The sequence below is a fragment of the Streptomyces sp. NPDC127197 genome, assembly GCF_042672405.1.
Taxonomy (GTDB): domain Bacteria; phylum Actinomycetota; class Actinomycetes; order Streptomycetales; family Streptomycetaceae; genus Streptomyces; species Streptomyces flavusporus.
Map to the genome: position 1 here is coordinate 507210 of NZ_JBHXVG010000002.1, position 16341 is coordinate 523550.

General features: G+C 70.0%; 17 protein-coding genes. 6 read left to right on the top strand and 11 right to left on the bottom strand.

Annotated features, from left to right (window positions below):
* Positions 1-57 precede the first annotated feature (57 nt).
* Positions 58-603: a hypothetical protein gene (locus ACFVJQ_RS04945; protein WP_385780967.1), complete on the top strand. Its 546-nt coding sequence runs from the start codon at positions 58-60 to the stop codon at positions 601-603.
* A gap of 2 nt (positions 604-605) precedes the next feature.
* On the opposite strand, the gene ACFVJQ_RS04950 is transcribed toward ACFVJQ_RS04945, so the two are convergent.
* The 5 genes from ACFVJQ_RS04950 to ACFVJQ_RS04970 all read right to left on the bottom strand — a co-directional run bounded on the left by ACFVJQ_RS04950 (position 606) and on the right by ACFVJQ_RS04970 (position 5726).
* A complete protein-coding gene (locus ACFVJQ_RS04950; RefSeq protein WP_224735457.1) occupies positions 606-788 on the bottom strand; it encodes a hypothetical protein in 183 nt (60 codons plus the stop codon).
* A gap of 147 nt (positions 789-935) precedes the next feature.
* Positions 936-1442, bottom strand: coding sequence for a tRNA (adenosine(37)-N6)-threonylcarbamoyltransferase complex ATPase subunit type 1 TsaE (gene tsaE, locus ACFVJQ_RS04955; RefSeq protein ID WP_385780970.1), 507 nt, complete (start codon positions 1440-1442; stop codon positions 936-938).
* Positions 1443-1530: 88 nt separating this feature from the next.
* A complete protein-coding gene (locus ACFVJQ_RS04960) occupies positions 1531-2766 on the bottom strand; it encodes an alpha/beta fold hydrolase (protein ID WP_385512582.1) in 1236 nt (411 codons plus the stop codon).
* Positions 2767-2858: 92 nt separating this feature from the next.
* A complete protein-coding gene (alr, locus tag ACFVJQ_RS04965; RefSeq protein ID WP_385780974.1) occupies positions 2859-4037 on the bottom strand; it encodes an alanine racemase in 1179 nt (392 codons plus the stop codon).
* Between the two features lie 258 nt (positions 4038-4295).
* Complete coding sequence (locus ACFVJQ_RS04970) at positions 4296-5726, bottom strand: NAD(P)H-hydrate dehydratase (protein WP_385512580.1); 1431 nt, start codon at positions 5724-5726, stop codon at positions 4296-4298.
* Between the two features lie 130 nt (positions 5727-5856).
* On the opposite strand from ACFVJQ_RS04970, the gene ACFVJQ_RS04975 reads away from it, so the two are divergent.
* Complete coding sequence (locus ACFVJQ_RS04975) at positions 5857-7020, top strand: hypothetical protein (protein ID WP_385512579.1); 1164 nt, start codon at positions 5857-5859, stop codon at positions 7018-7020.
* 30 nt (positions 7021-7050) lie between these two features.
* Here the strand turns inward: ACFVJQ_RS04975 and ACFVJQ_RS04980 are convergent, their stop codons facing one another.
* From ACFVJQ_RS04980 to ACFVJQ_RS04990, 3 genes are all read right to left on the bottom strand, one after another.
* Positions 7051-7422 (bottom strand): holo-ACP synthase, encoded by a 372-nt coding sequence (locus tag ACFVJQ_RS04980; RefSeq protein ID WP_385512578.1) that lies wholly within the window; start codon positions 7420-7422, stop codon positions 7051-7053.
* Positions 7423-7536: 114 nt separating this feature from the next.
* Positions 7537-8454 (bottom strand): hypothetical protein, encoded by a 918-nt coding sequence (locus ACFVJQ_RS04985; protein WP_385780979.1) that lies wholly within the window; start codon positions 8452-8454, stop codon positions 7537-7539.
* An 80-nt stretch (positions 8455-8534) separates the two neighbouring features.
* Positions 8535-8945 (bottom strand): ATP-binding protein, encoded by a 411-nt coding sequence (locus tag ACFVJQ_RS04990; RefSeq protein ID WP_385780982.1) that lies wholly within the window; start codon positions 8943-8945, stop codon positions 8535-8537.
* Positions 8946-9154: 209 nt separating this feature from the next.
* On the opposite strand from ACFVJQ_RS04990, the gene ACFVJQ_RS04995 reads away from it, so the two are divergent.
* Positions 9155-9991 carry a helix-turn-helix domain-containing protein gene (locus ACFVJQ_RS04995; protein ID WP_385780985.1) on the top strand — a complete coding sequence of 279 codons (837 nt, stop codon included), beginning with the start codon at positions 9155-9157 and terminating at the stop codon, positions 9989-9991.
* 8 nt (positions 9992-9999) lie between these two features.
* Positions 10000-10212 carry a DUF397 domain-containing protein gene (locus ACFVJQ_RS05000; RefSeq protein WP_385780988.1) on the top strand — a complete coding sequence of 71 codons (213 nt, stop codon included), beginning with the start codon at positions 10000-10002 and terminating at the stop codon, positions 10210-10212.
* On the opposite strand, the gene glmS is transcribed toward ACFVJQ_RS05000, so the two are convergent.
* Positions 10173-12020 (bottom strand): glutamine--fructose-6-phosphate transaminase (isomerizing), encoded by a 1848-nt coding sequence (glmS, locus tag ACFVJQ_RS05005; protein ID WP_224733571.1) that lies wholly within the window; start codon positions 12018-12020, stop codon positions 10173-10175. The genes ACFVJQ_RS05000 and glmS overlap by 40 nt on opposite strands.
* A 192-nt stretch (positions 12021-12212) precedes the next feature.
* Between glmS and coaA the strand changes: the two genes are divergently transcribed.
* Positions 12213-13181 (top strand): type I pantothenate kinase, encoded by a 969-nt coding sequence (gene coaA, locus ACFVJQ_RS05010; RefSeq protein WP_224733572.1) that lies wholly within the window; start codon positions 12213-12215, stop codon positions 13179-13181.
* Between the two features lie 16 nt (positions 13182-13197).
* Entirely contained in the window at positions 13198-14136 is a 939-nt protein-coding gene (locus ACFVJQ_RS05015; RefSeq protein WP_385512386.1) for a DUF389 domain-containing protein, read from the top strand.
* A gap of 99 nt (positions 14137-14235) precedes the next feature.
* Here the strand turns inward: ACFVJQ_RS05015 and glmM are convergent, their stop codons facing one another.
* Positions 14236-15594: a phosphoglucosamine mutase gene (gene glmM / locus ACFVJQ_RS05020; protein ID WP_385512388.1), complete on the bottom strand. Its 1359-nt coding sequence runs from the start codon at positions 15592-15594 to the stop codon at positions 14236-14238.
* Positions 15595-15823: 229 nt separating this feature from the next.
* Positions 15824-16336 (bottom strand): 30S ribosomal protein S9, encoded by a 513-nt coding sequence (gene rpsI, locus ACFVJQ_RS05025; protein ID WP_129799256.1) that lies wholly within the window; start codon positions 16334-16336, stop codon positions 15824-15826.
* Positions 16337-16341 lie beyond the last annotated feature (5 nt).

The window sequence follows — 16341 nt, forward strand, 5'->3', positions numbered from 1 at the left end:
TCCGCTACTGCTAGCGTCACCACAGATATGGACAAAACGACCCGGAGGTGGACGTCCGTGTCCAGCACCAGCGCCGGACTCGTCACCGGTCTCACGACGGCGGCCCTCGTGACGGTCGGGTATCTCGGCTATCAGGCGTCGGCGAACATCCCGGCGGAGCTGAGCGCGGCGGGCGGCAGGTCGACGGCTGCGTCGAAGGCCCCCCGGGACAGGAACAACCCCACCGCCCTGCCCGGCAACTCCGGCACCGGCGAACGGGTCGTGTACTCCCTGGACGACGACCGGGTGTGGCTGGTCGGCCCGGACAACAGGGTCATGCGTACGTTCCGGGTCACCCCCAGCACCGTCGACCCCGCGCCGGACACCTACTACGTCACGTCCCGCTCGGGCGCGGTCACCGGATCCGACGGCATCCCCGTCGAGCACGTCGTCCGCTTCACCAGCGTGGACCACGTGCCCATCGGTTTCAGCGCGGCGAAGAACGGCCTGACCCCGCGGCCCGACCCGAAGGCGCGGACCGGTGGCATCCGCCAGTCCCGAGCGGACGGCAACGAAATGTGGAAGTTCGCGACGATCGGCCAGAAGGTCGTCGTCATCCGATAGGGCTACGCCGCCTCGCGGTGGCCCTCGGGGGCCTGGCGTACGCGCGGTACCTGCGGCGCCCTCGGCTCGGGGTCGCGCGGCGGCGTCGAGATCGTGTGCGCGGCGGCGCAGGACGCCAGCAGGTCGCGCATCGACACCCCGGCCACCACGCGCGGCACCGTCTCGTCTCGTTCCGTAGCCGACATGGACGCCTCCTGAGGCCCGGGGGCGGACGTAGTTAGGTACACCTAACTACGGACTGGATACCATGTGACCACGCCCGAGCGGCCGGACGCAACATCTTGCCGACGTATTGTCGGAACGTTCATGAAGTTCCCAGGCCACACGGCCTCTCAGGCCGAGAGCACGCTCAGGTCCACCGCGGCCCAGCGCTCCCCGATCCCGGTGAGCGTCACGTGCCGCACCTCGTCCGTCGTGTCCCCGACGGCCCGGTGGATCACGACGTGCAGCCGGTCGTCGGTCAGTTCCTCGACCTTGCCCTCGCCCCACTCCACGACGATCACCGAATCGGGCAACGAGACGTCGAGGTCGAGATCCTCCATCTCGTCCAAGCCGCCGCCCAGCCGGTACGCGTCGACGTGGACCAGCGGAGGCCCGCCCCCCAGGGACGGGTGCACCCGGGCGATCACGAACGTCGGCGAGGTGACCGCGCCGCGCACCCCGAGGCCCTCGCCGAGTCCGCGGCACAGCGTCGTCTTGCCCGCGCCGAGCTCCCCGCTGAGCAGCACCAGGTCGCCGGCGCGCAGCAGCTTGGCCAGACGGCGGCCGAGCTGGCGCATCTGCTCGGGGGACGTGACGGTCAGCTCGGCAGGCGGAATTGGCACTGCGATTTCTTCCATCGTCACTCACTTGCAGTAGTACACTGGTTACGCCCCGCGAGGGGCCGGTTCGGGCTGGACCGCAGCCGAAGGCTGGAAGCCACCTCCGTCAGGAGGAGGCGGAGTCACAGCCACCCACCGTAGCCGTGGTTGGCACCGCCCCCGCGCGGGCGAGCAGATCAGCGAGGCGATCGGTGACGAGCGCCGGGTGCTCCAGCATCACCAGGTGCCCGGCGTCCGGCACGAGCACCAGCTCGGCCTCCGGCAGCAGATCGGCTATGGCCTCGCTGTGCTCGCTGGGCGTGACGAGGTCCTTGACCCCGGCCAGCACGAGCACCGGCATGTCCTGGAAGAGGGCGAGCGCCTCCGTCTTGTCGTGGTCGGTGAACGCCGGGTAGAACTCGGCGACCACGTCGATCGGCGTGCCCTCGATCATCCGCTCCGCGAACCGGGCGACCGCAGGGTCGACGTCCCGGGAGGCGAAGGAGTAGCGCTTGATGATCCCGGCGAACAGATCGGCGGTGGCCCGCCGCCCCTTCTCCACCAGCTCGGCCTGCTGCCCGAGCGCCCTCAGCACCCCCGGCAGCACCCGCCGCACCGCGTTGACGCCCGCGACGGGCAGCCCGAAGTTGACCTCGCCGAGCCGCCCCGACGACGTACCGACGAGCGCCACGGCGACGACCCGCTCGCGGATCAGCTCCGGATACCGGTCGGCCAGGGCCATCAACGTCATCCCGCCCATGGAGTGCCCGACCAGCACGATCGGCCCCTCGGGCACGGCCGCGTCGAGGACGGCCTTCAGATCGCTGCCGAGCTGGTCGATGTTGACCGGCACGCCGTCCTGCACCTGCGCCGCCCCCCGGCCCGACCGGCCGTGGCTGCGCTGGTCCCAGTGGACGGTCCGTACGACACCGCGGAGCGCGGCCCGCTGGAAGTGCCAGGAGTCCTGGCTGAGGCAGTAGCCGTGGCTGAAGACGACGGTGACGGGCGCGGGCGCCTTGCGGCCGAAGAGGCGACGGCGGCGCGGCGCCACTCCCGCCTCGGTCTCGACCTCGTCGATCTCGTAGTACAGCTCGGTGCCGTCCTCGGCGTAGGCGCGGCCGGGCGTGCCGCGCAGGGCGCCGTACGGCCCCGCCGAGTCGAGGGCGAGCCGCGCCTTCTTCCGTATGCCGCGGCCGACGGTCATCCGTTCTATCGCGACGCCGGCCGCCGCGCCCGCGGCGATGACTCCTATGGCGGCGCCCGCGATGCCGGTGACCTTGCGCCAGTTGCCGGCCGCCCCCGTTGCGGAGGCGACGGCCGCCGCGGCGGCGCTCGCTACGCCCTCCGCACTGCTCTCGCTCACGTACCGCTCCTCTTCGCCGGGCTGGTGGGTCGGGTGGTTCCGGTGTCCGTCACACACGATGTCGATGTACTGCTGCGGGACCTCTGGGCGGGTTACCCGTCCTGCTCCCCGGTCACATAGACGCGGGGAACACGCGTTCCGATGCGCGTGACGATTTCGTACGCGATGGTCCCCGCGGCCTGCGCCCAGTCCTCGGCGGTGGGCTCCCCGCGGTCGCCGGGCCCGAACAGTACGGCTTCCGCCCCCGTCCCGGGCACGTCGCCCCCCAGGTCGACGACGAACTGGTCCATCGCGATCCGCCCCGCGACGGTCCGCCACTTGCCGCCGATCAGCACCGGGCCGGTCCCCGAGGCGTGCCGCGGGATGCCGTCCGCGTAGCCGAGCGGGACGAGGCCGAGGGTGGTCTCGCCGGGGGTGGTGTATCGATGCCCGTAGCTGACCCCGTGCCCCCCGGGGACCTGCTTGACCAGCGCAAGCGAGGCCGACAGCGTCATCACGGGGCGCAGTCCGAAGTCGGCCGGGGTGCCGATCTCGGGGCTGGGCGAGATGCCGTACAACGCGATCCCGGTCCGTACGAGGTCGAAGTGGGCCTCGGGAAGCGTGAGCGTGGCCGGCGAGTTCGCGATGTGCCGCACCTCGGGCCGCAGGCCCGCCCCCTCGGCGTACGCCACCATCTCCCGGAACCGACCGAGCTGGAGGGCGATGGACGGATGCCCGGGCTCGTCGGCGCAGGCGAAGTGCGACCACAGCCCGGTGACCCGGACGAGCCCCTCGGCCTCCGCCCCGACCGCCTGCCCGACGAGCTCGGCCCAGTCCTCGCCCGGCTGGCAGCCGCCCCGCCCGAGCCCGGTGTCGGCCTTGAGCTGCACCCGCGCCGGCCGGCCGGCCCCGCGCGCCGCCTCGGTGACCTCCCGCAGTGCCCACATCCCGCTGACAGAGACGTCGAGATCGGCCTCGATCGCCTCCCGCCAGGGCCCGCCGGGCGTCCACAGCCAGCACATGATCCTGACGTCCGCCGGCAGCCCGTCCGCCGCGCGCAGCGCCAGCGCCTCCTCGGGCGTGGCCGTACCCAGCCAGGTCGCCCCCGCGTCCACCGCCGCACGGGCGCACTGCAGCGCCCCGTGGCCATACGCCTCGGACTTCACCACGGCCATCAGAGCCGCACGGGGCGCCTGCGCACGCAGGGCACGCACATTGGCCCGAAGGGCCCCCAGATCAATCTCGGCCCGGGCACGCAACGGGGCGCTGGGCAGATGCGCAGTCGTACTCATCGCGCTTAGTGTCTCAGAGCGGTCGGACATCCCTTCGACACCGTGCTAGCGCAGCTGCGGGCGGTCGCGCCGCCCGTAGCTGCGGGCAGTCGTGCCTCCCCCAGTGCCTTAAGGGCCTGGGGGGACCCCCAGGGCGGCACGGGTGGGCGCAGCGGCACCCCGCAACGCCGGGTTACGCACCCCACCCGCCGCCCACTGCCCCGGCGGTCACCACTCAGTCGCCGGGTGACGCACCCCACTCACCCCAGGGCTCCCCACTCACCCACACACATCCCGCCAAGCCCCCCTAATCGCCCCCGCCACATCATGCGCCCCCACCGGCGCCCCATCCGCCGCATACCGACCGGCCAGCCCATGCAGATACGCCGCCACACTCCCCGCATCCACCGCAGACAGCCCCGCCGCCAGCAAGGACCCGGCAAGCCCGGACAACACATCCCCGCTCCCGGCCGTGGCAAGCCACGGCGTCCCCGTCGAATTCACCCGTACGGGCCCACCCCCCGCACCGGCAACCAACGTCGTCGACCCCTTCAACAGCACGGTCGCCCCATACCGCCCCGCCAACTCCCGCACCGCCGCAAGCCGAGCCCCCTCGACCTCCTCCCGCGCAACCCCCAGCAACGCCGCCGCCTCCCCGGCATGCGGAGTCATCAACGTCGGCGCGCCACGCCCCCGTACCGCCCCGGCGTCGGCCAGCCGCAGCCCGTCCGCATCCACCAGCACCGGCACGTCGGCCGCCAGCACCTCGGCCACCGTCCCCGCGTCGTCCCCGGCCCCCGGCCCGACGACCCACGCCTGCACACGCCCCGCCCGCCGAGGCCCCTGATCGGACACGAGCGTCTCCGGAAACCGCGCGATCACCGCATCCCCGGCCGGCCCCACGTACCGCACGGCCCCCGCCCCGCCCCGCAGGGCCCCGGCGACGGCGAGCACCGCGGCGCCCGGATACCGCCCCGACCCGGCGGCGATCCCCACAACGCCCCGCCGGTACTTGTCGCTCTCCGACACCGGCATCGGCAGCAGCGCCGCCACATCAGCGTGCTGCAACGCCTCAAGCTCGGCCTCGGCAGGCAGCTCCAGCCCGATGTCGACGAGCCGCACCGACCCGGCGTACTCCCGCGCCGGATCCACCAGCAGCCCCGGCTTGTGCGTCCCGAACGTCACCGTGAGATCGGCCCGTACGGCCGCCCCCCGTACCTCGCCGGTGTCGACATCGACCCCGCTCGGCAGGTCCACGGCAACCACGGGGGCCCGCCCCCGCGCCGCCGCCTCCGCCAGCGGCACCGCCTCCGCCCGCAGCCCGCCCTTGCCCCCGATCCCGACGATCCCGTCCACGACGAGGTCGGCCCGCCCGATCAACTCCTCGGCGCCACCGGCCCCCGCGACGACACCCCCCGCCCGCCGCAACGCCCCGAGCCCACCCGCATGAGCCCGCTCGGGCGACAGCAGCACGGCCGTCACCCCCGCACCGCGCCGGGCCAACCGCGCCCCGGCATACAGCGCGTCACCCCCGTTGTCCCCGCTGCCGACCAGCAGCACGACCCGGCTGCCGTACACGCGCCCCAGCAGGTCCGCGCAGGCAGCGGCGAGCCCGGCGGCCGCCCGCTGCATCAACGCCCCCTCCGGAAGCCGCGCCATCAAGTCCCGTTCAGCTGCCCTGACCGTCTCCACGCTGTACGCAGTCCGCATACGCCCGAGTCTCCCCCACATCACCAACCTCGTCGCACCCATTGACGCTGTGCCACCGCGTTGCCAAACTCACCGGCCCCCCAGGATGAATCGATTCAGTCGAACGATTCGACGAGAGGACCCAATCCCCATGGGACGCAGAGCCGCACTTCTCGCCGCCACCGGCGCGGTCGCCCTCCTCACCACCGCAGGCACGCTCACCGCCCCCACCCAGGCCACCGCCGCTCCGTCCCGGGCGGCCGCCGCCTGCGGAGAGGGTTCGTACCAGGCGGAGGCCGTGCAGAGCGGCAGCACCTGGACCGCCCGCCGCGGCAGCAGCGTCGTCCACACGGGCACCGACATGCGGGCAGCGGTCCAGGCGGCCGTCAACAGCCTGACCGCGGGCCGTACTTCCAAGGAGCGCGTGGTCGTACGCGGCTCGGGCTCGATGTCCGCCGGATCCCGCATCTCCCTCCCCAGCTACACCGCCCTCGACGTCTGCGGCACGATCAACGTCACCGGCACGGGCTCCGGCGATCAAGCGCCGGTCTACTCCCGCGGCACCAGGGACGTGGAGGTCCAGCACCTGAACGTCACCGGCAGCCCGCTGTACGGCGTCTTCCTGCGCAACGTCCAGAACGTGATCCTCGGTCAGATCGACATGCGCCTGTCGGCCGGCCTCGGCATCCGCATCGACAATCGCGGCGACACGAGCCAGTGGACGCGCAACGTCCGCATCGACAACGTCTACGTCTCCGGTGCGAGCAGCCATGCGGTCGAGACGTACGGCGTGGACGGCATCACCATCGGCACGGTCACCGCCCGCAACGTGGGCGAATCGGGGTTGTTGCTGAACCAGACGATCAACGCCACGGTGACCAAGGTCGACGCGGACGGCGCGGGCACCGGCACGGGGTACGCCGCGTTCCGCATGGCCAACCGCAACGGCCGCGTGGGCAGCGGCTATCCCACCAACATCCGCGTGGGCGAAGTGATCGCCCGAGGCGGCGGACGCGGCGTGTTCTGCGTCTCCGAGAGCGGCGGAGCGGTCATCGACCGGGTGAACATCTCCAACACCGGCAACAACTCGATCTTGATCGAGAACTGCTACAACGTGAACATCGCCGCCCAGAGCGGCAGCGTCACCGGCGGCGGCGAGATCCGCCTGGCGGCCCGCTCGGAGTTCCCGAACAACTCCGACATCACCATCCAGAACCTGACGGTGACGAACTCGGCGATCCGCGAAAGCCCCTGCGGCACGAACACCACGTTCCGCAACAACACGCTGGTGAACAGCAGCCAGTCGATCTGCTGACGGACGCACGAGGAGCGGCCTCGGCGAGGCTCACCCCTCCGCGATGACGACCGCCGAGGCCACTCCCGCGTCATGGCTCAACGACACATGCCAGGACCGTACGCCGAGTTCGGCGGCCCGCGCCGCCACGGTCCCCTTCACCCGCAGCTGAGGCTGCCCGCTGTCCTCGACAAAGACCTCGGCGTCGGTCCAGTGCAGTCCGGGAGGCGCACCGAGCGCCTTGGCGAGCGCCTCCTTGGCGGCGAACCGCACAGCGAGCGAGGCAACACCCCGCCGCTCACCGCTGGGCAGCAGCAACTCGCTCCGCAGAAACAGCCGGTCGACCAGCCCGGGCGTCCGCTCCAGCGACGCCGCGAACCGATCGATCTCGGCCACGTCGATACCGACCCCGATGATGCTCATCCGGGCACTCTACGATCCGTCGGCCGACCCCAGGCTCGACTCCCCGCTGATCAGATCGGCCTCGTGTGTCGCGGTGACGGCACAATCTTGGCCGTCTCGCTGGTCGACCAACGCTCAGGCCTGTTCAGGACTGGTCCCCGGAGCCTCCGGGTCCTCGGCGAACAGGTCCTCCGCGTGCGCGACGGTGCGGGAACGCTCCAGCCACGCGTCGAGACGCTCGAGATCGGTGCAGGTCGTGATGCGCTCGCGCACACTGGCCGGTACGGGGATGCCGCGTACCTCCAGTACGGACAGGATCCCCTTCGCCTCGCCTTCGGCCTTGCCTTCGAGGTAGGCCGTCTCACGGACCGTCCCGCGGCCGGGGTAGTAGCTGACGAACGACATGATTTCCTTCAATTTCTTTCCGGCTGGGCTGTTACCCAGGCTGATTTCCAGGAAGTCGAAGAAGTAGTCGGCGGTCTCGGGGTCCGTCTCCCGGATCTTCTGAAGGGCCGTTGTGATTGCCTTCAGTATGGCGTCGCAGTCGGCGCTGCGGGCGTGTGCCACGGCAGAGAGCGCAGCCAGTGCGAGGTTCTTCGCCGCAGTCCGGGCGTCGGTGATCACCGGCAGGTTGTCCGGGCCGGCCACCAGTGGATACGTCCGCTGAGCCGTCCAGCCGCGCGTGCCGCAGTCGAAGGGACCGGCCGCCCACTTGGCCGTGGCCCTGTCCTGACAGACCACGAGAAGCAACACAGGCAGCCCGTACTTCGCCTGGAGGTAGGCGATGTAGTACCCCCAACTCGACTCCTTGCCGGCAACCTTGCACGACTGCGACTCGATGGCGAGCAGGAAGTCCTCGCCGTCGGACGGGCCGATGCGCAGCACAGTGTCCACGCGTCGCTCGAGCGGCCGGGTCTCCGTCACGTCCGTGGTGACAGCGTCCACGGCCGCCTTCGCGGATAACGGGACACCCAGCACCCCGAACACGGGAGACAGAATCTCGGGCCGCTCCTGGAAGATCCGGTGCATGCCCTCGTGAGCTGATGTGACCATGTGCGCAACCTAGGTGGATCAAGGGATGGATTGTCCGGGTGATCGGGATGCGTTCACCCTTTCGGGGGGCGAGAAAACGTTCACGCGACCGCGGCCAACTCGCACCACACGAATTTGCCCCGGTTACCGTCCCTGGCCAGCGGCTGCCACCCCCACACATCGGCGCAGGCCCGCACGAGCGCCAGCCCACGCCCCTCCTCCGACTCGGCGAGCTGCCCGAGCGGCCGTGGCGGTTCGGGCGGTGCGGGGTCGGCGTCCCACGCGCCGATGCGCAACACCCCGGCCGACCAGCGCACCCGCAGCGCCGCAGGCCCCTTGGTATGGCGTACGGCGTTGGAGACCAGCTCGGTCGCCAGCAGTTCGGCGACGTCGACCAGCCGGATCAGGCCGTGCATCGTGAGGATCAGCCGGAGGGTACGGCGACTGACGGTGACCGCTCGCAGGTCGTTCGGGATGTAGAGGGAGTACTCCCAGGACTCGTTTTCGGGCATGCGGCAACCTCCGGTCGATGGTGAGGGGTTGATGCGGTACGGGCGGTGTCATTGCCGCAGCCGTCACGGCAGGACGGAGCGGTGCGCTTCCGCAGCGTGCGCGTCGCATCACCGACGGTAGGGTTTACATGTAACGCAAGACAAGCCGATCGCGTAATCTGACCCCGAACGAGCCACACTGACGGGCACGTTGAACCAAGGAGCAGTGGATGGTCCCGAGGCGCGAACCAACTGTGCGTCAGATGCGCCTGGCGGTCGAGCTGCGCAGGCTCCGCGAAGCGGCAGGGCTCACCACCATCGAGGCAGCAGCGCTGCTTGGGGTGAATCGAGTCCAGATCACCCAAATCGAATCCGGGATTACGGGCGTGAGCGAGCAGCGACTGCGTCGCCTCGCGTCCCATTACGCATGCACGGACGAGGAGTTCATCAACGCGCTGGTCGCCATGGCCACGGACCGAACACGCGGCTGGTGGGAGGAGTACCGGGGTCGGCTGCCCACGTCATTCCTGGATCTCGCCGAACTGGACCACCACGCCACATCCCTGCACGAGGTAGCGATTCTGTACGTACCGGGCTTGCTGCAGACGGAGGAGTACGCCCGCGCCGTCTTCTCCGGAAGGGTCCCCGAACTCACCAACGATGAACTCGAGTTGCGCGTCCACCACCGGATGAGACGTCAGCAGGTCATCCGTCCGTACAAGTTGGTGATCCACGAGTCGGCGCTGCGCATCAGGGTCAGCGACCGCGCCGCCTCCCGAGCGCAACTCATCAAACTCCTGGAACTTTCCGAAGCGGACAACATCACCCTGCGCGTCATCCCCTTCGACCTGGACGGCTTCGCCAGGGCCGCCAGCACCATGTCGTACGTGGGGGGTACGGTTCCCAAACTGGACACGGTGGTGCGCGACGTACCCCATGGCTCAGCATTCATCGACTCCGAAGCGCAGCTCAATGTCTTTCGAACGCGCTTCCGTAAAGTGGAGGCAGTATCGCTTGACCCTGAACGGTCGCGAGACTTCATCAACCGGCTGGCGAAGGAGCTGTGAGGCACCCCATGGACAACTGGCGGAAGTCGTCCTACTCAGGCCCGGACGACGGCAACAACTGCGTGGAGATCGCGAACTCGCCCACCCACGTCGCCGTACGCGACTCAAAGGCCCCGGCCAGGGCAATGCTCACCTTCCCGGCCGGGGCCTTCTCAGCCTTCCTCGACGAGGTGAAGTCGACTCACTCCACCGTCACCGACTTCGCCAGATTCCGAGGCTGATCCACCTCGTTCCCCCGCGCAGTAGCCAACTCGCACGCGAACACCTGCAACGGCACCGTAGCCACCAGCGGCTGAAGCAACGTCGGCGTCACCGGAATCCGAACGAGATGGTCGGCGTACGGCACCACCGCCTCGTCCCCCTCCTCCGCGATCACGATCGTCCGCGCACCCCTCGCCCGGATCTCCTGGATGTTGGACACGATCTTGTCGTGGAGCACGGACCGCCCCCGCGGCGACGGCACGACCACCACCACCGGCAGATCCTCCTCGATCAACGCGATCGGACCGTGCTTCAGCTCACCCGCCGCAAACCCCTCGGCGTGCATGTAGGCGAGTTCCTTCAGCTTCAGCGCGCCCTCGAGAGCCACCGGATATCCCACGTGCCGCCCCAGGAACAGCACCGTGTTCTTGTGAGCCAGCGTGCGCGCCAGCTCCCGCACCGGCTCCATGGTCCCCAGCACCCGCTCGACCTCACCGGAGATCTGGGACAGGTCCCGGACGACCGCGCGGATCTCGTCCCCCCACTTGGTGCCCCGCACCTGCCCCAGATACAGCGCGACCAGGTAGCAGGCCACCAGCTGTGTCAGAAACGCCTTGGTGGACGCAACCGCCACCTCCGGCCCGGCATGCGTGTACAGCACCGCATCCGACTCACGCGGAATCGTCGAACCGTTGGTGTTGCAGATCGCCAGCACCTTGGAGCCCTGCTCGCGGGCATGCCGTAGCGCCATCAGCGTGTCCATGGTCTCGCCGGACTGGGAGATGGCGATCACCAGCGTCTGCGGGTCCAGGATCGGATCCCGGTAGCGGAACTCGCTCGCCAGCTCCACCTCGCACGGAATCCGCGTCCAGTGCTCGATCGCGTACTTCGCGATCAACCCGGCGTGGAAAGCCGTACCGCACGCCACGATGACGACCTTGTCGACCTCCCGCAGCACCCCCGGAGGGATCCGCACCTCGTCCAGCGTCAGTGAGCCGGCCGCGTCGATGCGCCCCAGCAACGTATCGGCGACTGCCTTGGGCTGCTCGGCGATCTCCTTGAGCATGAAGTAGTCATAGCCCCCCTTTTCCGCGGCCGACGCGTCCCAGTCGACGTGGTACGACCGGACCTCCGCCGGCCGGCCGTCGAAGCCGGTCACCGTCACCCCGTCCCGGCGCAGCTCCACCACCTGGTCCTGACCCAGCTCGATCGCCGACCGCGTGTGGGCGATGAACGCGGCGACGTCCGAGGCGAGAAAGGCCTCGCCCTCTCCAACGCCCACCACCAGCGGCGAGTTCCGCCGCGCCCCCACCACCACATCCGGCTCGTCGGCATGCACCGCGACCAGCGTGAACGCCCCCTCCAGCCGCCGGCACACCAGTCGCATCGCCTCCGCGAGATCCGCGCACGACGAGAACTCCTCGGCCAGCAGATGCGCGACGACCTCGGTGTCGGTCTCGGACGTCAGCGAGTGCCCGCGCTCCTCCAACTCCGCCCGCAGACAGGCGAAGTTCTCGATGATCCCGTTGTGCACGACGGCGACCCGCCCGGCGTTGTCGAGATGCGGATGCGCGTTCGCGTCCGTCGGCCCGCCGTGCGTGGCCCACCGCGTGTGCCCGATCCCCGTCGTGCCCGTCGGCAGCGGCCGGTCCGCCAGTTCCTTCTCCAGGTTGACCAGCTTCCCGGCCTTCTTCGCCGCCGCCAGCCCGCCGTCCGCGAGCACGGCGACGCCCGCCGAGTCGTATCCCCGGTACTCCAGCCGCTTCAGCCCGGCCGTCACGACATCGAGCGCCGACTGCGCTCCCACGTATCCCACGATTCCGCACATGACCGGCAGCCTACGATCGCTTTCGGCGCCGAACCGGTCGTAGCGTGCCCGAATTCGGAAATTCCCACGCCGGTACGAACACCGCAACGGGGCCGACCCGCCGAGCAGCACCCTGGAGCGGCGTGACGGATCCCACCCCACCGTCCGTTCGTACTCCCGTAACAATGGACTGTGATCTCTCCGGTCTCCTCGATGCCCCGGAGCGCCCACCGGCCCAGGCCGGAGGCGACTCCCTACGTCGACCTCACCCGCTCGGAGTGGAGCGCGCTGCGGGACAAGACGCCGCTGCCGCTCACCGCGGAGGAGGTCGAGAAGCTGCGCGGTCTCGGCGATGTCATCGACCTCGACGAGGTGCGGGACATCTACCTCCCGCTGTCGCGGCTCCTCAACCTCTACGTCGGCGCCACGGACGGCCTCAGAGGCGCGCTCAACACCTTCCTCGGCGAACAGGGCTCGCAGTCGGGCACCCCCTTCGTCATAGGCGTCGCCGGCTCGGTGGCCGTGGGCAAGTCCACGGTCGCCCGCCTCCTGCAGGCCCTGCTCTCCCGCTGGCCCGAGCACCCGCGCGTGGAGCTGGTGACGACGGACGGCTTCCTGCTGCCCACCAAGGAGCTCCAGGCCCGCGGCCTGATGTCGCGGAAAGGTTTCCCCGAGTCGTACGACCGCCGTGCCCTGACCCGCTTCGTCGCCGACATCAAGGCCGGCAAGGACGAGGTGACGGCCCCCGTCTACTCGCACCTCATCTACGACATCGTCCCCGGCGAGCGACTCGTGGTCCGCCGCCCGGACATCCTGATCGTCGAGGGCCTGAACGTCCTCCAGCCCGCCCTCCCCGGCAAGGACGGCCGCACCCGGGTCGGCCTCGCCGACTACTTCGACTTCAGCGTGTACGTCGACGCCCGCACCGAGGACATCGAGAGCTGGTACCTCAACCGGTTCAGGAAACTGCGCGCGACCGCCTTCCAGAACCCGTCCTCGTACTTCCGCAAGTACACCCAGGTCTCCGAGGAGGAGGCGCTCGACTACGCCCGCACCACCTGGCGCACGATCAACCGCCCCAACCTCGTCGAGAACGTCGCTCCCACCCGCGGCCGCGCCACCCTCATCATCCGCAAGGGCCCGGACCACAAGGTGCAGCGCCTGAGCCTGCGCAAGCTCTGACGGTTACGCTGCCGCCATGCTGCATCTGCGCCTGATCACGCCGCCCGAGAAGACCGGGGACGTGATCCGCCTGATCGAGAAGACGGTCGGCACCACGCACCTGGTCGTGATGCCGGGCGCCGCCCGCAACCCCGCGGGGGACGTCGTCCTGTGCGACGTGGCGCGTGAGGCGGGCGACGAGCTGCTCACCGAACTGCAGCAGATAGGCCTCGACGACACCGGCTCCATCGCCGTCGAGAACATCGACCTCTCCCTGTCCAAGCGCGCCGAGAAGGCCGAGGCGGAGGCCCCGGGCGAGGCCGCGGACGCCGTGCTGTGGGAGCACCTGACGGAGGCGACGCACGAGGAGTCGACGCTGTCGGTCACGTATCTCGCGTTCATCACCCTGGCCACGATGATCGCGGCCTGCGGTGTGGTGCTCGACAACGCGATCCTGATCGTGGGCGCGATGGCGGTCGGCCCGGAGTTCGGCCCGCTGGCGGGCATCTCCACCGCGGTGGTGCAGCGCAGGCCGCACCTGGCCCTGCGCTCACTGATCGCGCTGCTCGTGGGCTTCGCGGTGGCGATGGCGGTGACGGTGGGCTTCAGCCTCTTCATGGACGCCGTCGGCCTGTTCACCAAGGAGCAACTGGAGGGCGAACGGCCGCAGACCGGCTTCGTCTACGCCCCCGACTGGTTCTCCTTCGTCGTCGCGGTCCTCGCCGGTGCCGCCGGCACCCTTTCCCTGACGTCCGCCAAGTCGGGCGCGCTGGTCGGCGTCGCCATCTCGGTGACGACGGTACCGGCGGCTGCCAATGCCGCAGTGGCCCTCAGCTACGGCGACACCAAGCAGACCTGGGGCTCCACGGAGCAACTCCTGCTGAACCTGCTCGGCATCATCTTGGCGGGAACGCTCACGCTGCTGACCCAGAAGTGGCTCTGGTCCAAACAACGTCAGCGCAAGAACACCGCTTAGGGGCAACGCCCTAGGGGCGCGGGGAACTGCGCGACCAGCCACAACGAACCCGCAAGCCCGCCGCGCACAGAACCCCCACCCTGAACCCGGAACCAGCAACTACCCCAGCGCCGACTTCACCGCATCAGCCAACCGCCCCGCCACAGACCGGGCCTGATCAATATCCGCCGCCTCAACCATCACCCGCACCAGCGGCTCCGTCCCCGACGGCCGCAACAGCACCCGCCCGGTGGACCCCAGCTCCCGCTCCGCCTCAGCAACGGCAGCAGCGAGGTCGGCCGAGCTCCCGACCCGGGACTTGTCCACATCCGGCACATTGATCAGCACCTGCGGCAGCCGCTCCATCACGCCCGCCAGCTCGCGCAACGTACGACCGGTCTCGGCGACCCGCGCGGCCAGCAGCAGCCCGGTCAGCGTGCCGTCACCCGTCGTCGCGTGATCCAGGATGATCACGTGCCCGGACTGCTCACCACCGAGCGCGAAGCCGTGCTCCTTCATCTCCTCCAGCACATACCGGTCACCGACCGCGGTCTGCACCAGCGCGATACCCTCACGCTCCATGGCCAGCTTGAAGCCGAGGTTGGACATCACGGTCGCCACCACGGTCTCGGCCCGCAGAGCGGAGCGTTCCCGCATCGCCAGCGCGAGCACGGCCAGGATCTGGTCGCCGTCGACTTCCTCACCGGTGTGGTCCACGGCGAGGCACCGGTCCGCGTCACCGTCGTGCGCGATACCGAGATCGGCCCCGTACTCGACGACCGCGGCCTTGAGCTGCCCCAGGTGCGTCGACCCGCACCCGTCGTTGATGTTGAGCCCGTCCGGCTCGGCTCCGATCGTGACGACCTCGGCACCGGCCCGCGCGAACGCCTCCGGCGAGACCCCCGAGGCCGCGCCGTGCGCTTCGTCCAGGACGATCTTCAGCCCGTCCAGCCGGTTCGGCAGTACGTCGAGCAGGTGGCCGACGTACTGGCCGAAGCCCTCCTCGTACGACCGGACACGCCCGACACCGGCCCCGGTGGGCCGCTCCCATGGCTCACCGTGCCGGTGCGCCTCGTACACGGCCTCGATCTTGTCCTCGAGCTCGTCGGCGAGCTTGTGCCCGCCGCGGGCGAAGAACTTGATGCCGTTGTCCGGCATGGCGTTGTGGCTGGCGGAGAGCATGACACCCAGGTCGGCCCCCAGCGCACCCGTCAGATACGCCACGGCCGGTGTCGGCAGCACGCCGACGCGCAGCACGTCCACACCGGCGCTGGCGAGGCCCGCGACCACGGCGGCCTCCAGGAACTCCCCGGACGCGCGCGGGTCACGCCCGACCACCGCCGTGGGCCGGTGGCCTGCGAAGGTGCCCGCCTCGGCCAGCACGTGGGCCGCCGCGACCGACAGACCGAGCGCCATCTCGGCCGTCAGATCCGCGTTGGCGACACCGCGCACGCCGTCCGTGCCGAAGAGTCGTCCCACTTGTCCTCCTGAGGAAGCGTCAGTTCCGGTCGCCGTGCGGGTGCGGCCCGCGCACATGGCTCCCGTGTCCCAGGCATTCGATGCCTGGCCATCCGATCACACCAGCCTTTGAGCGTCTTGTGCCGTTATACGCCTGTGGGCTGTGATAAACGAACGCCCCGGCGGCACAGTGGCGTGCCGCCGGGGCGTTCGGAGTACGTACGGGGTACGTACCAGCAGGCAGCGAAGCTTAGCGCTTGCTGTACTGCGGAGCCTTGCGGGCCTTCTTCAGACCGGCCTTCTTGCGCTCGACCGCACGGTCGTCGCGGCGGAGGAAGCCGGCCTTCTTGAGCGGGCCACGGTTGTTGTCGACGTCGGCCTCGTTCAGCGCACGGGCGACACCGAGACGGAGCGCACCGGCCTGACCGGAGACACCGCCACCGGCGATCCGGGCGATGACGTCGTAGCGGCCCTCGAGCTCGAGCACCTTGAAGGGCTCGTTGACTTCCTGCTGGTGCACCTTGTTCGGGAAGTAGTCCTCGAGGGTGCGACCGTTGATCTTCCACTTGCCGGAGCCCGGAACGATCCGGACGCGGGCAATGGCGTTCTTACGGCGGCCCAGGCCGGCGGCCGGCTGGGGCTCGCCGAAGCGGGAGGCCATGGACTCCGAGGTGTACTCGCCCTCGACGGGGACCTCGGACTCGGTGGTGTAGCTGTCGATGTCAAGCTCTTCGAGCGGCTGCTCGGCAGTGGTCTCGGCCACGATTC

Bases quoted from the DNA above. Each gene is read 5' to 3' on its own strand.
- ACFVJQ_RS04950 (WP_224735457.1), bottom strand. From the start codon at position 788: ATGTCGGCTACGGAACGAGACGAGACGGTGCCGCGCGTGGTGGCCGGG.
- tsaE (WP_385780970.1), bottom strand. From the start codon at position 1,442: ATGGAAGAAATCGCAGTGCCAATTCCGCCTGCCGAGCTGACCGTCACG.
- alr (WP_385780974.1), bottom strand. From the start codon at position 4,037: ATGAGTACGACTGCGCATCTGCCCAGCGCCCCGTTGCGTGCCCGGGCC.
- ACFVJQ_RS04970 (WP_385512580.1), bottom strand. From the start codon at position 5,726: ATGCGGACTGCGTACAGCGTGGAGACGGTCAGGGCAGCTGAACGGGAC.
- ACFVJQ_RS04975 (WP_385512579.1), top strand. From the start codon at position 5,857: ATGGGACGCAGAGCCGCACTTCTCGCCGCCACCGGCGCGGTCGCCCTC.
- ACFVJQ_RS04980 (WP_385512578.1), bottom strand. From the start codon at position 7,422: ATGAGCATCATCGGGGTCGGTATCGACGTGGCCGAGATCGATCGGTTC.
- ACFVJQ_RS04985 (WP_385780979.1), bottom strand. From the start codon at position 8,454: ATGGTCACATCAGCTCACGAGGGCATGCACCGGATCTTCCAGGAGCGG.
- ACFVJQ_RS04990 (WP_385780982.1), bottom strand. From the start codon at position 8,945: ATGCCCGAAAACGAGTCCTGGGAGTACTCCCTCTACATCCCGAACGAC.
- ACFVJQ_RS04995 (WP_385780985.1), top strand. From the start codon at position 9,155: ATGGTCCCGAGGCGCGAACCAACTGTGCGTCAGATGCGCCTGGCGGTC.
- ACFVJQ_RS05000 (WP_385780988.1), top strand. From the start codon at position 10,000: ATGGACAACTGGCGGAAGTCGTCCTACTCAGGCCCGGACGACGGCAAC.
- glmS (WP_224733571.1), bottom strand. From the start codon at position 12,020: ATGTGCGGAATCGTGGGATACGTGGGAGCGCAGTCGGCGCTCGATGTC.
- coaA (WP_224733572.1), top strand. From the start codon at position 12,213: ATGCCCCGGAGCGCCCACCGGCCCAGGCCGGAGGCGACTCCCTACGTC.
- ACFVJQ_RS05015 (WP_385512386.1), top strand. From the start codon at position 13,198: ATGCTGCATCTGCGCCTGATCACGCCGCCCGAGAAGACCGGGGACGTG.